General features: G+C 67.2%; 12 protein-coding genes. 3 read left to right on the top strand and 9 right to left on the bottom strand.

The features are described from left to right. The first annotated feature begins 13 nt into the window (after positions 1-13). Positions 14-928, top strand: coding sequence for a flagellar hook-associated protein FlgL (gene flgL / locus IB256_RS15955; RefSeq protein WP_192403232.1), 915 nt, complete (start codon positions 14-16; stop codon positions 926-928). A gap of 141 nt (positions 929-1,069) precedes the next feature. After that, on the top strand, positions 1,070-2,116 hold the full coding sequence (locus tag IB256_RS15950; RefSeq protein ID WP_192293990.1) for a hypothetical protein: 1,047 nt from the start codon (positions 1,070-1,072) through the stop codon (positions 2,114-2,116). 188 nt (positions 2,117-2,304) lie between these two features. Here IB256_RS15950 and mdtI read toward each other — a convergent pair whose 3' ends face one another. Further along, the gene (gene mdtI / locus IB256_RS15945) at positions 2,305-2,634 is read right to left on the bottom strand and encodes a multidrug/spermidine efflux SMR transporter subunit MdtI (RefSeq protein WP_024766311.1); all 330 of its coding nucleotides are present in this window, start codon (positions 2,632-2,634) and stop codon (positions 2,305-2,307) included. Then, a complete protein-coding gene (locus tag IB256_RS15940) occupies positions 2,628-2,999 on the bottom strand; it encodes an SMR family transporter (RefSeq protein WP_192403230.1) in 372 nt (123 codons plus the stop codon). Before IB256_RS15940 ends, mdtI begins: the two co-directional genes overlap by 7 nt. A gap of 472 nt (positions 3,000-3,471) precedes the next feature. Here IB256_RS15940 and IB256_RS15935 point away from each other — a divergent pair, with 472 nt between their 5' ends. Then, on the top strand, positions 3,472-5,130 hold the full coding sequence (locus IB256_RS15935; protein ID WP_192403228.1) for a SulP family inorganic anion transporter: 1,659 nt from the start codon (positions 3,472-3,474) through the stop codon (positions 5,128-5,130). Positions 5,131-5,280: 150 nt separating this feature from the next. On the opposite strand, the gene IB256_RS15930 is transcribed toward IB256_RS15935, so the two are convergent. The 7 genes from IB256_RS15930 to IB256_RS15900 form a co-directional block, all read right to left on the bottom strand. After that, entirely contained in the window at positions 5,281-6,075 is a 795-nt protein-coding gene (locus tag IB256_RS15930; protein WP_192294685.1) for an ABC transporter ATP-binding protein, read from the bottom strand. A 22-nt stretch (positions 6,076-6,097) separates the two neighbouring features. Beyond that, complete coding sequence (locus IB256_RS15925; protein WP_192403226.1) at positions 6,098-6,859, bottom strand: ABC transporter permease; 762 nt, start codon at positions 6,857-6,859, stop codon at positions 6,098-6,100. Further along, positions 6,856-7,614: an ABC transporter permease gene (locus tag IB256_RS15920; protein WP_192293985.1), complete on the bottom strand. Its 759-nt coding sequence runs from the start codon at positions 7,612-7,614 to the stop codon at positions 6,856-6,858. The genes IB256_RS15925 and IB256_RS15920 overlap by 4 nt, the downstream gene beginning before the upstream one ends. Positions 7,615-7,617: 3 nt before the next feature. Continuing rightward, positions 7,618-8,829: an MFS transporter gene (locus IB256_RS15915; RefSeq protein ID WP_192403224.1), complete on the bottom strand. Its 1,212-nt coding sequence runs from the start codon at positions 8,827-8,829 to the stop codon at positions 7,618-7,620. Continuing rightward, positions 8,816-9,871: an ABC transporter substrate-binding protein gene (locus IB256_RS15910; RefSeq protein ID WP_192293981.1), complete on the bottom strand. Its 1,056-nt coding sequence runs from the start codon at positions 9,869-9,871 to the stop codon at positions 8,816-8,818. The genes IB256_RS15915 and IB256_RS15910 overlap by 14 nt, the downstream gene beginning before the upstream one ends. Before the next feature lie 86 nt (positions 9,872-9,957). Continuing rightward, positions 9,958-11,013: an ABC transporter substrate-binding protein gene (locus IB256_RS15905; RefSeq protein WP_192403222.1), complete on the bottom strand. Its 1,056-nt coding sequence runs from the start codon at positions 11,011-11,013 to the stop codon at positions 9,958-9,960. A gap of 17 nt (positions 11,014-11,030) precedes the next feature. Further along, on the bottom strand, positions 11,031-12,185 hold the full coding sequence (locus IB256_RS15900; protein WP_138213222.1) for an LLM class flavin-dependent oxidoreductase: 1,155 nt from the start codon (positions 12,183-12,185) through the stop codon (positions 11,031-11,033). Positions 12,186-12,238 lie beyond the last annotated feature (53 nt).

Raw genomic sequence — 12,238 nt, 5'->3', positions numbered from 1 at the left:
TAAGGAAAGCACCATGCGCATTACCAATGCACAGATCACCGCGCTGATGGGCGGTTCGATGAACAGCAACTCGGCGGCCCTGGGCAAGCTGATGCAGCAGATGTCCAGCGGGCAGCGCATCCTCCAGCCCTCCGACGACCCCATCGCCAGCGTGCGCATGCTGCGCATTCAGCGCGAGGAAGCGAGCCTGGCGCAGTACCGCACCAACATCGGCAACGTCTCGGGCAACCTGTCGACCCAGGAAACCAACCTGCAGGCGACCTCCGACGCGATGCTCAATGTGCGCGACCTGCTGCTCTGGGCGGCCAACGGCTCCAACACCGGCGGCGACCTCAACGCCATGGCCGGGGAGCTGGAGAATATCGAGAAGACCATCGTCAGCTTCGTCAACGTGCGCGACGAGGAAGGCCGCTACCTGTTCTCCGGGACCCTGAGCGACACCGCCGCGACGACCTACGAACCGCTGACCGATACCTACGTCGCCACCGGCAACGACAAGTCGCGCCAGGCCGCCGTGGCCAACGGCGTGCAGGTGGAAGAGAACGTCACCGCGCTGGGCGTTTTCGGCAGCAACATGGACTTCCTCAACCAGCTGCATGCCACGGTGAAGATGCTCAAGGACCCGGCGCTGGACGTCGCCGACCCCGCGGTGCACGCGCAGATCGCAGCGACCATCGACAGCCTCGACAGCGCCCACGACGGCGTACTTGGCGCCATCACCGAACTGGGCGGACGGCAGAACACCCTGACCATGCTCAACTCGAGCAACGAGGAGGTGTCGCTGGTGAACCAGAAGATCAATGGCGAGCTGTCGCAGCTGGACTACGCCGGCGCGAGCATCGACCTGAACACCTACCAGCTGGCGCTGCAGGCCACGCAGAAGACCTACCTGAAGCTCAACGACCTGTCGCTGTTCAGTCGCCTGTAAGTTTCTTCGTAGGGGAGCCGGGCCGCGCCGCAAGGAGGTCTGGACGCCAATCGGCGGCGCAGCGCCCGGTTCCCCTACTTTTTATCCCGCCTCCGCCCGGCCACAGTGTCGGGCGGAAGCACATCCGGTGCAGAGGTCACCATGAAGGTCATCAAGCAACTGCCGGCCGCTGCGGTCTTCGACCCGAGCGCCCGCCGCGACGTCATCCTGCCTTCCACCGGCGAGCGGCAGAACGCCCTGCGCAAGAACGATGAGAAAAGTGAGAACGCCGCGCAGATGGCGCGGGGCGCGCAGAAGAGCGGCAGCTTCAACCTGCAGCTCAACCAGCAGTTATCCTCCATACAGTCGGCCGACAGCTACCTGGGCGACCTGCAGGACCGTCTGGGCGGCCTAAAGCTCAACCTCAGCCGCGAACTCAGCGCGCCGCAGTCCCAGGACCGCGAAGGCGTGCGCCAGGCCACCCGGCAGGTCAACGAGCTGCTGGAGCAGCGCGTCCAGCGTTCGGACGGCAGCCTCGACGCCAACTTCCGCCTGCGCCTGAACGAACCGGTGCGTAGCCGCTTCAGCCTCGAAGGACTGGAGTCGGTACAGGATATCCAGCGCTCGGGTAAGGAAACCCTGCTGTTCAGCGCCGGGCGTCAGCTCGGGGAGCCGGCGGCGGTGGTGCTGGACGATGGCATGAGCACCGAGCAGGTGCTGCGCCGCTTCAACGCCACGCTCGGCCAGGCCGGCATCCGCGCCGAACTCGATAGCGATGGCGCGCTGAAGTTCTCCGCCCCCGAGGCCGACTGGCAGCAGCTCAAGGGCCAGCTGGCGGTGCAGGGCGAGGGCAAGCTGTTCGCCAAGGGCAAGAACACTCGGCTGAAAAGCCAGGAAGAAGGGCTGCTGGCGTTCCCCACCGAGATCAAGACCGACGCTTTCCGCGAACAGCGCCAGTTGCTCGATTCGGTGGTGTCGGCGCTGGATCGCATTGGCGGTCTGCGCGACCAGCTGCGCCATCGCCAGGACGACATCCGCGACTTCCTCGATCGCCACGCCAGTGAGGACGAGCGCGAGTGGGCGCACACCTTCGCCGCGTCCATGCTTGACCGCATGGGGCGCAGCGCCACGCACTACAGCGCAGCGGCGCAGACGGTAGTGGCCCAGGCCAACCTGAGTCGCTTTGCGGTGGTCAGCCTGCTGGCCTGACCCGTCCGCAGCCTCTCGTAGGGCGCATAACGCGCCAGCGTTATCCGCCGTTCGGGCTGCGGCGGATAACCTGTTCCAGGTTATGCGCCCTACGGGGCGTCCTGCGGACGCCGGTCGCGGGCACCCAATTCCCAGGCATAAAAAAGGCGGAGCCCAGCTCCGCCTTTGTCGTGCTCACATCGAGCCAATCAGGCCAGCTTCAGCAGGCCCATGCCCAGCACCAGCATCGCCAGGCCGACCCAGCCGCGCCAGACCAGGCGCTGGCCGAACAGGGCCCAGCCCATGGCGACGGTGGCGAGGATGCCGAAGCCGCCCCAGATGGCGTAGGCCACCGACAGTTCGATGCCGCGTACTGCCTGCGCCAGCGCGGTGAACGCGCCCAGCACGCAGAGGATCGAGGCCGCGCCGATCAGGCGCTTGCGGAAGCCGTCGGAGTACTTCAGCAGCAGGTTGGCGATCACTTCCAGGACGATGGCCAGGCCTAGCCAGGCCATCGGAATCAGGTCATGGTTCAGCATGTCACGGCCTCCCCATTCAGTTCACGGTGCTCTTCACGCTGGCTGGTACGGGTGCCGGATTTCACCAGCAGGATGCCGGCAATCATCACGGCCAGGCCCAGGGCCTTGTCCAGGCTCAGGTGTTCGCCGAGGAAGAAGGCGCTGACCAGGGTGATCAGCACGATGCCGATGCCTTCCCACAGGGCGTAGGCCACGCCGACCGGCACGCGCTTGATGGCCAGCGACAGGAAGTAGTACGACAGGCCGATCATCACGTACATCAGCAGCAGCCCGGCAATCGGGAACAGCGTGTGGGTGAATTTCATCGAGGTGGTGCCAACGACTTCGAAGCCGATGGCGGCTAGCAGATAGATCCAGGAACGCATGGTAAAGCCCTCCCACGGGCAGCCGCGCGCAGTCTCGCTAAGAGCATCCTTGCGGCGGTTTCGGTTCGGGTTCGGTGGTGCCGACTCGGGCGGGAATCACCTGTGAGTGTTCACCGCGCTTGGCGCCACCAGAAGGTGATTGCCGAAGGGAGGAGCTAGAGGTCGCCGGTCCAGTGACGCTCGCGCGAAACCAGGCGGGAAGTGGGGAGAGGTAGAGCCTTGATGTTCAACATAATGAACATATTGTGCCCATTTTTCGCTTCGCTGGCAAATCGACCCAGCTGATTTGCGTCATAAGCGCCCGTGAAATGGCGCCTGCGAACCCGCCTGGATCCTGCGCATCATCAGGCTTGTGCAATATTCTGTTCACTGCGTTTGGCCTGCGACAGCGCGCCACAGGCATGACCTGCGCCGGGTTGCCGAAGGGCTGCTCCTGCTAGCATCCTTGCTCGAAATCCTGTCGGAGACTGCGATGATCGCCCTGCGAGAAGCCTGGAAGGCCGGACTCTTCGGCCGTGAGCACTGGACGCGCAACCTGGTGGCCGGGGTCATAGTCGGGGTGGTCGCGCTGCCGCTGGCCATGGCCTTCGCCATCGCCAGCGGGGTGAAGCCGGAGCAGGGCATCTACACGGCGATCTTCGCCGGCGTGCTGGTTTCGCTGCTGGGCGGCAGCCGTGTGCAGATCGCCGGCCCGACCGGCGCCTTCATCGTCATCCTCGCCGGCGTCACCGCCAAGTACGGCGTGGATGGCCTGCAGATCGCTACGCTGATGGCCGGCGCGATCCTCGTGCTGCTGGGCGTCAGCCGCCTGGGCAGCATCATCCGCTTCATCCCCGCGCCGGTGATCGTCGGCTTCACTGCCGGCATCGGGGTGATCATCTGGGTCGGCCAGTGGAAGGATTTCTTCGGCCTGCCGGCGGTGACCGGCGAGCACTTCCACCAGAAGCTCTGGCACCTGGTCCAGGCATTGCCGCAACTGCACCTGGCGACAACTGTGCTGGCGCTGCTGAGCCTGGCGCTGGTGCTGTTCACCCCGCGCATCGCTGCGCTGCGCCGAGTGCCCGGCCCGCTGGTGGCGATGGTCGTGGTGACGGCTATCCAGTCGCTGTTCCACTTCGACGGTGTCGCCACCATCGGTAGCGCCTTCGGTGGTATTCCCCAGGGCCTGCCCAGCTTCAGCCTGCCGGAAGTGACCCTGCCGCGGGTGCTCGAGCTGATCGGCCCGGCCTTCGCCATCGCCATGCTCGGCGCCATCGAGTCGCTGCTCTCGGCGGTGGTGGCCGACGGCATGGCCGGCACCCGCCACGACTCCAACCAGGAACTGATCGGCCAGGGCATCGCCAACCTGGTCACCCCGCTGTTCGGCGGCATTGCCGCCACCGGGGCCATCGCGCGCACTGCGACCAATATCCGCAACGGCGGCAACAGCCCGCTGGCCGGCGTCACCCACGCGGCGACGCTGGTGCTGATCCTGCTGTTCCTCGCGCCGCTGGCCTCGAACATTCCTCTCTGCGCGCTGGCGGCGATCCTCTTCGTGGTGGCCTGGAACATGAGCGAGGCGCGGCACTTCCTGTTCATGCTCAAGCGCGCGCCGCGCGCGGATGTAGCCATTCTGCTGGTGACCTTCCTGCTCACCGTGTTCAGTGACCTGGTGATCGCGGTGAACATCGGTGTGATCCTCGCCATGCTGCACTTCCTGCGGCGCATGGCGTCCTCGGTGGAAGTACACGCCGACGACGGCCCGGAGCTGGAGGTGGAACTGCGCGGCCGCGGCCTTGGCGAGCTGCCGCCCGGTGTGCTGGTGTACAGCATCGAGGGGCCGCTGTTCTTCGGCGCGGCGGAAACCTTCGAGCGCGCGCTGGCCAAGACCCACACCGACCCGAAGGTGCTGATCATCCGCCTGCGCCATGCGCCGTTCATGGACATCACCGGCCTGCAGACCCTGCAGGAAGTGATCGAGCAGTTGCAGCGACGTGGCATCGAAGTGCGCCTGTGCGAGGCCAATGCGCGGGTGCTCGGCAAGCTGCGCAAGGCGGGCGTGCTGGAGGAGATCGGCGCGGGGTATCACCCGGATTTCCCGGCGGCGCTGTCTGCTGCCAGCTCGGAGGTTGCCGGCGAAACGCGGACGTAGGATGGGTGGAGCTTGCGATACCCATGCTGTCGCGGCACAGGAATGATGGGTATCGCTGCGCTCCACGCCATCCTACGTTGACGCTCCCTTGGCGCCCGGTGGTTCCGTAGGGCAGATAACCCGTTCCGGGTTACGCGCCCTACAGGAGAATCATCCCTGCATCAGCTCCGCCAGCAGTTCGTCCTTGAGTCTGGCCAGCCGAGCATGCCCGCGCTCACGCGGATGCGGCAGATCGACCCGCACCTCATGGCGAATCCGCCCCGGCCGCGCGTCCATGACGATCACCCGATCGCCCAGGTACAGCGCCTCTTCCACGTCGTGGGTGACCATGATCATGGTGCTGCGCTGCTGCACCCAGATGCGCTGCAACTCATGCTGCAGGCGCACGCGGGTGAGAGCGTCGAGGGCGCCGAAGGGCTCGTCCAGTAGCAGCACCTTGGGCCGGGTGATCAGCGCGCGGGCGATGGCGGCGCGCTGCGCCATGCCGCCGGAGAGCTGGTGCGGATAGGCCTGCTCGAAGCCGGTCAGGCCTACCAGCTCCAGGTGCTCGGCCACCCGCTCGCGCTTCTCGGCGCGGCTGAGTTTCTGCTGTTTCAGCGCCAGGGCGACGTTCTGCTCCACAGTCTTCCAGGGGAACAGCCGGTGGTCCTGGAACACGATGCCGCGCTCCAGGCCGGTGCCGGTCACGGCCTGGCCGTCGAGGAGGATGCGCCCGCTGTAGTCGTTCTCCAGGCCGACGATCAGCCGCAGCAGCGAGGATTTGCCGCAGCCGCTGGCGCCGACGATGCTGACGAACTCGCCGGGGCGCACGTTCAGGTTGATGTCTTCCAGTACCGGCAGGTTGCGGCCGTCGATGGCGTAGGCCTTGCTCAGGCCCTGGATGGCCAGCGCGCCGTGTTGCGCCTGCTGGGCCGGAAGGAGGGCGGGGTCGAGGATCGCGTTCATGATCGAAGCACTCATAGAGGGTTCAGCGCAGGTTGCGCCAGCGCAGCAGGTGGCGCGCGGCGCGGGCGAACAGCTGGTTCATGGCGTAGCCGAGCAGGCCGATGCTGAGCACGCCGATCACTACGATCTCCATGCGCGAGCCGGTCTCGGCGTTCATCATCAGGTTGCCCAGGCCCATGCCGGTGGACAGGAACAGCTCGCAGCCCACCGAGCTGACCCAGGCGAAGGCCAGCGCGTGCAGCACACCGTTGCTCAGGCTGGGCAGTGCGCCGGGCAGCAGGACCTCGCGGAACTGCTGCCAGGGGCCGAAGGCATACAGGCGGCCGACTTCGCGGTAGCGTTTCTCCACGTCGCGGAAGCCCTCGAAGGCGTTCAGCGTCATCGGGTAGAAGGCGGCAAGGCTGACGATCAGCACCTTGGACGGCTCGCCGCTGCCGAACCACAGGGCGATCAGCGGGATCAGGCCGAGGATCGGCACTTGGCGGATCGTGTGATAAAGCGGCGCGAACAGCCGCTCCAGTGGCCGTGACAACGCCATGCCGGCGCCCAGCGCAAAGCCGGCGAGCACGCCCAGCAGCAGCCCGAGGCAGGTGCGTTGCAGGCTGGCGGAAACGCTCAGCCACAGCTCGCCGGTCTTGATCAGCTCGGCGAAGCCGGAGCCGATGCGCCCCAGCGGAACGAAGGCATAAGTGGCGCTGGCGCCCTGTTGCGACTGCCAGTGCCAGGCGGCGATCAGCAGCGCCGGCAATACCAGCCCGCGAAGACTCCTGAGAAGTCGGATCATGGCGTCGGTCTCCAGCGCAGCAGGCGCTTCTCCAGCAGGCGGAAGGCGAAGTCGAGGACGAAGCCGATGGCCCCGGTGACCACCACGCCGACCATCACGATGTCGATGCGCAGCATCTGCCGGCTCAGCTCGATCATCTGCCCCAGACCGCTGTCGGCGGCGAGCAGTTCGGCGGCCACCAGCACCATCCAGGCGCGGCTCAGACTGATGCGCAGGCCGGTGACGATGGGCGGTGCGGCGGCGGGGAAGGCAACGTCGCGCAGCAGGCTCCACAGCGGCAGGCGGTACACGCTGGCGACCTCGAAGTAGCTGCGCGGAATGCCCTTCACGCCTTCGCTGGCGGCCAGTGCCACGGGGAAGAAGGCGGCTTTGGTGACGATCAGCACCTTGAAGGTCTCTTCCACGCCGAAGAACAGGATGAACATCGGGATCAGCGCAATCGACGGTACCTGGCGCAGGGTATGGAACAGCGGCGCGCAGTAGGCCTCCACGTTCTTCGACAGGGCCATGGCGGTGCCCAGCAGCAGCCCGCCGACGGCGCCGATGGAGAAACCGATGGCCAGACGCGACAGGCTGTTGACCACGTGCTCGCGCAGCTCGCCGCTGGCCAGCAGGTCCTGGAAGCTGGCCCAGACCTCCGCCGGGGGTACCAGCAGCTGCGGCGGGAACCAGCCGGCGCGGGCGACGGCGAACCAGGCCAGCAGCAGGAGCAGCGGCGAGGCGAACCAGCTCAGGCGATCGAATGTTCGGCTCATGTCTCAGCCCTCCTGTCCGAGCAATGGCCCGGCGCTCTGGCGGCGCTGCTTGCGTTGCCAGCAGAACAGCGCGGCCAGCAGCACCAGGGGAATCCAGCAGAGGAACAGGTTGCCCAGCCCGACGAAGTGGCTGATCGCCCCGCCCAGCAGCGCGCCGGAAAAACTGCCGGACATGGAAGCGAGGTTGAACAGCCCGGAAATCTTGCTCTTGTCCATGGCGTGCTCGCCCAGCTGGGCCATGTTCACCAGGTGGATGAGCGCCGCCGCCGCGCTGAGCAGCACTCCGCCCAGTGCGAGCAGCCAGTAATCGCGGGCGACGCCGAGCAGCAACAGTGCGGCCAGTGCCGCGGCGAGGCTGCCGACGTAGGCCAGGCGCCGGCCGCTGCGTTCGATCAGGTAGCCGAAGCCGAACAGCCCAAGCACCGAGGCCAGGCCCTGGATCATCACCAGGCTCACCGCCTGGCCTTGCGACAGGCCGGCGACGTCCATCGCCAGCAGCAGGATGAAGGTGCCGAACAGCGCGCTGGTGGCGGCGCTGAGCAGCTCAATCAGGCAGCTCTCGGCGATCTCGACATTGGCCAGCATGGCGCTGACCTGTTGCAGCAGCCCACCGGTGGCGGCGGCCACGGGCACGTCCTCGGCGGGTGCCTCGCCTTCCCAGAAACCCAGGCTGTAGAAAGCCATCAGGCCGAAGCACAGGCCGATGGCGGCAAAGCCCCAGGTGAAGCTCGCCGCGCCGCTCAGCCAGTTGCCCAGCAGCGGGCCGAGCAGGCCCATCCCCAAAGTCAGCGAGCCGCGGTACCAGCCGGCCTTGTCGTTGCCGATGCGCTTGAGCTGGCGCAGGAAGGCGCTGTTCATGGCGACGATGCGGAACGGGATGCACAGGCCGATCAGCAGCCGCGCACAGGCCAGCCACAGCCACCCACCGAACAGTGGGATGGCCAGGTTCAGCAGCATCGGCCCGAGGCTGGCGAGGAAGTACACGCGGCGCGCGCCGAAGCGGGCGATGACGAAGCCGGCGGGCAGGGTGAGGATCACCATGCCGAGCGCTTCCATGGCCGAGATGATGCCGATCTGCATGGCGTTGGCGCCGATGCTGATGGCGTACAGCGTGGTGACGATCTTCGCCATGCCAATAGTGGCGCCGCTGAACGCCGCCAGCAGCATGAAGTTGAGCAGGAAGGCGGCGGGCCGCGCCGGGCTAGATGGCGACATCGATCTTCCCCAGCAGGGCTTCCAGCGGACGTGGGTCGATCCAGTCGTCGACGCTGAAGTCTTTACCGATGAATGCCCAGCGCTGCAGGAACGCGGTGAGGTCGCGCAGGGCGTTGAGCGAGCGCTCCGCCAGGTTGGTCTGCAAGCGCAGGTGGGCGTCCTCGCCATAGGCGCTGGCGACCCAGAACTCGCTGGTGTTCAGCTCGCGGGCGAGGAAACGGCGAGTTTCTTCGGGGTGCGCCCAGGCCCACTGCTCGGCGCGCAGCACGGTGTCGAGCACCAGCACGGCGGCATCGAAGTGTTCGTCCAGCAGTTGCTGGTCGACGGTCAGGGTGCGCGGCGTGCCGATGTTCGAGCGCACCAGTGGCTCGGGGTGCGAGCCGACGTCCATGACCACGTGCAGGCCGAACTCGTGGGCCAGCTGCAGGCCGTGGGCGCCCTTGAGGAAGATGGCGTCGATGTCGCCGCGCAACAGGCCGATCAGCTCGTTGTTGCGCTGCACCACGCGGTTGCCCTTGAGCGCGACCTGGGCGCCGAACACATGGCGCACCGGATCGTCGCTGAAGGTGCCGCCGTAGGGGTAGTCCACCAGCTCGACGTCGCGCACTTCCAGGCCTTCCAGCCGCAGGGCGTTTTCCAGACCGCGCAGGGACTGGGCGCGAGTGAAGTCGATCTGCACGTTGGCCCACTTCGGCAGGCCGAAGCGTCGGTGGCGCAGGTCGCGGATGCTGCGCACGCCGCTGTCCGGGGCGCTGACGATGAGCTGCACCTCGTCGCTCCACGACAGCCCGACCACCCGCGTGCGTGCGCCGCTGGCGCGGGCCCAGATGGCCGGAATGTTGCCGCCGTGGCGCACGGAGTAGGGCAGGTGATGGTCGAAGTGCGCTTCTCGCACCTCGCGTTCGGACGACTCGCGCAGCGACTGGATGCGCGTGCCGAACGGGCGGAAGGCCTGGGCCAGGCGCCCGGATTCGACGGCGATGCCGAGGCCCGTGGGTACGGGGCTGTGGGTGTACCAGAGGGTTTCCAGCGGTGTGCTCATGGGTGTCCGTCGGGGGGATGAAAGCCCCCGCATCGTCGCGCGGGGGCCGGGTCGGGAAACAGAGGGAATCGCCCTCGTGACGTTGCTCAGCCGGTCTTTTGTGCGAGGCGGCTGCGCAGGGCTTCCAGCGGGCGCGGGTCGATCCATTCGCGCACGTCGAAGCGCGCCGGGATGAAGTTCCAGCGCTGCAGGAAGTCGGTGAAGTCCTGCAGGGCGAGGATCGAGCCTTCGTCGAGGTTGGTGCGCAGGCGCAGGTGGGCGTCCTCGCCGTAGGCGGTGGCGACCCAGAACTCGCTGCTGTTGGTTTCCCGCGCCAGGTAGCGGCGGGTGTCGTCCGGGTGCTGGTGCGCCCAGTCCTCGGCCCGCAGTACCGAGGCGAGGATCGCGGTGGCGGCGTCGGGATGTTGCTCCAGCAGGTTGAGGTCGACGCTCAGGGTGCGCGGCGTGCCGTTGTTGGCGCGGATCAGCGGTTCCGGGTGGGCACCGGTGTCGATCACCGTGTGCAGGCCGAACTGCTGCGCCAGCTGTACGGCGTGGGCGCCCTTGAGGAAGATCGCATCGACCTCGCCCCGTAACAGCCCGACCAGTTCCGGATTCTGGCTGCGCCGACGGCTGCCGCCGTGGCCGGTGATGCCGACGATGTTGCCCGGCGCCTCGTCGCTGAAGGTGCCCTTCAGGCCGAAGTCCACCAGCTCCAGATCGCGCACTTCCAGGCCTTCCAGGCGCAGGGCATTTTCCAGACCGCGAATGGCCTGGGCGCGGGTGAAGTCGATCTGCGCGCCTCTCCAGTCCGGCAGGCCGAAGCGCCGGCCCTTGAGGTTGCGCACGTTGCGGATGCCGCTCTCGGCGGTGGTCAGGATCAGTTGCGCCTCGTTGGCCCAGGATAGGCCGATCACGCGGGTTTCGCGGCCGCTGGCGCGGGCCCAGATGGCCGGGATGTTGCCGCCGTGGCGCACCGAGTTCTGCAGGGTGTGGTCGAAGTGCGACTCGCGCACCGCCTGGTCGGCGGACTCGCGCAGCGACTTGATCTGCGTGCCCTGCTCGGCAAGGGATTCTTCAAGCCAGCCTTTCTGCACGGCGATGCCGAGGCCGGTGGGCACCGGGCAGCGGGTGTACCAGAGGGTATCGAGGGGAGGGGACATGTTCAGCTCCTTGTGGCTCAGGCACGGGCCTTGAGTTCGTGGATGTCAGCGCGTTTGCCCTGTACCAGCGGCAGGACTTCCTGGCCGATGCGCAGGGCTTCTTCCAGGTGCGGATTGCCGGCGAGGATGAAGGTGGAGAAGCCGGCGTCGCGGTATTCGGCGAGGCGTTCGGCGACGTTCTCGTGGCTGCCCACCAGGCCGATGGTCGGCCCCGGCTTGGCCTTGCCGAAGCCGGCCCAGAGGTTGGGGCCGAGGATCAGGTCGTCGAAGCGCTCGACGTTCTGGTGGTAGGCGGTCTGCCGCGCGGCGCCGACGGAATCCGAGCCGGTGGCGAAGTTCTTGATGAAGGCGCTGGTGCGCGCGTCGATGCGCTCGTACTGGCGGCGCAGTTCGCTCCAGGCGGCCTCTTCGGTCTCGCGGGCGAACAGGTCGATGCGGATGCCGAAGCGGATCTCGCGGCCCTGCTTGTCGGCCAGCTCGCGCACGCGTTCCAGGTGCGGTTTGAGCTTGTCGATGGGTTCGGCCCAGTTGAGGTAGACGTCGGCGTGCTTCGCCGCAACGTCCAGCGCCGGGTCCGAGAAGCCGGAGAAATACACGCCGGGCTTGCGCACGTTGCGCAGCGCGATCGGCAGCGAGCCGTTCTCCAGCTGGTAGATGTCGCCCTGGTAGGAGAACTGCTCGTTCTTCCACAGGCCGTCGATGATGTCGAGGAACTCGCCGGTGCGCTGGTAGCGCTTGTCGTGGTCGAGGAAGTCGCCGTTGGCGCGCTGGCTGGCGGGGTTGCCGCCGGTGATGATGTTCCACTCCAGGCGGTCGCGGGACAGGTGCTGGAGGATTGCCGCCTGCTGCGCCGCGTAGGCCGGCAGGGTCCAGGCGGCCTGGAAGGCGATCAGGAACTTGATCCGGCGGGTCTCGCGGGCCAGCGCGGCGGCGGCGATCCACGGCTCCGGCCCGGTGGGCAGCAGCGCGCCCTCGAAGCCGGCGATCTCGGCGGCCTTGGCCACCTGGGCGATGTAGTCGATGTAGGTGAAACCGTCCGGCTCGCCGTTGGGCAGGCGACCCGGGGCGATGTTGCCGGGGCGCTCGATGTGGCTGCCGCGGTTGTTCTTGTCCGAGGCAAGATAGGGACCGTCGCTGCCCAGCGGCAGTCGCCAGAAGAATTCGGTGCTCATGACCATGCTCCTTTGCTTGGCGGGGCAGCGTCGTGCTGCTCGTGCAGGGTCTT

The organism is Pseudomonas sp. PDM17 (assembly GCF_014851985.1).
Classification (GTDB): Bacteria; Pseudomonadota; Gammaproteobacteria; order Pseudomonadales; family Pseudomonadaceae; genus Pseudomonas.
Note: the sequence above shows the minus strand (reverse complement) of the source record. Positions and strands in the feature narration are given on the sequence as shown.

Coding starts and splice junctions, on each gene's coding strand:
- flgL (WP_192403232.1), top strand. CDS start 14: ATGCGCATTACCAATGCACAGATCACCGCGCTGATGGGCGGTTCGATG.
- IB256_RS15950 (WP_192293990.1), top strand. CDS start 1,070: ATGAAGGTCATCAAGCAACTGCCGGCCGCTGCGGTCTTCGACCCGAGC.
- mdtI (WP_024766311.1), bottom strand. CDS start 2,634: ATGCTGAACCATGACCTGATTCCGATGGCCTGGCTAGGCCTGGCCATC.
- IB256_RS15940 (WP_192403230.1), bottom strand. CDS start 2,999: ATGCGTTCCTGGATCTATCTGCTAGCCGCCATCGGCTTCGAAGTCGTT.
- IB256_RS15935 (WP_192403228.1), top strand. CDS start 3,472: ATGATCGCCCTGCGAGAAGCCTGGAAGGCCGGACTCTTCGGCCGTGAG.
- IB256_RS15930 (WP_192294685.1), bottom strand. CDS start 6,075: ATGAACGCGATCCTCGACCCCGCCCTCCTTCCGGCCCAGCAGGCGCAA.
- IB256_RS15925 (WP_192403226.1), bottom strand. CDS start 6,859: ATGATCCGACTTCTCAGGAGTCTTCGCGGGCTGGTATTGCCGGCGCTG.
- IB256_RS15920 (WP_192293985.1), bottom strand. CDS start 7,614: ATGAGCCGAACATTCGATCGCCTGAGCTGGTTCGCCTCGCCGCTGCTC.
- IB256_RS15915 (WP_192403224.1), bottom strand. CDS start 8,829: ATGTCGCCATCTAGCCCGGCGCGGCCCGCCGCCTTCCTGCTCAACTTC.
- IB256_RS15910 (WP_192293981.1), bottom strand. CDS start 9,871: ATGAGCACACCGCTGGAAACCCTCTGGTACACCCACAGCCCCGTACCC.
- IB256_RS15905 (WP_192403222.1), bottom strand. CDS start 11,013: ATGTCCCCTCCCCTCGATACCCTCTGGTACACCCGCTGCCCGGTGCCC.
- IB256_RS15900 (WP_138213222.1), bottom strand. CDS start 12,185: ATGAGCACCGAATTCTTCTGGCGACTGCCGCTGGGCAGCGACGGTCCC.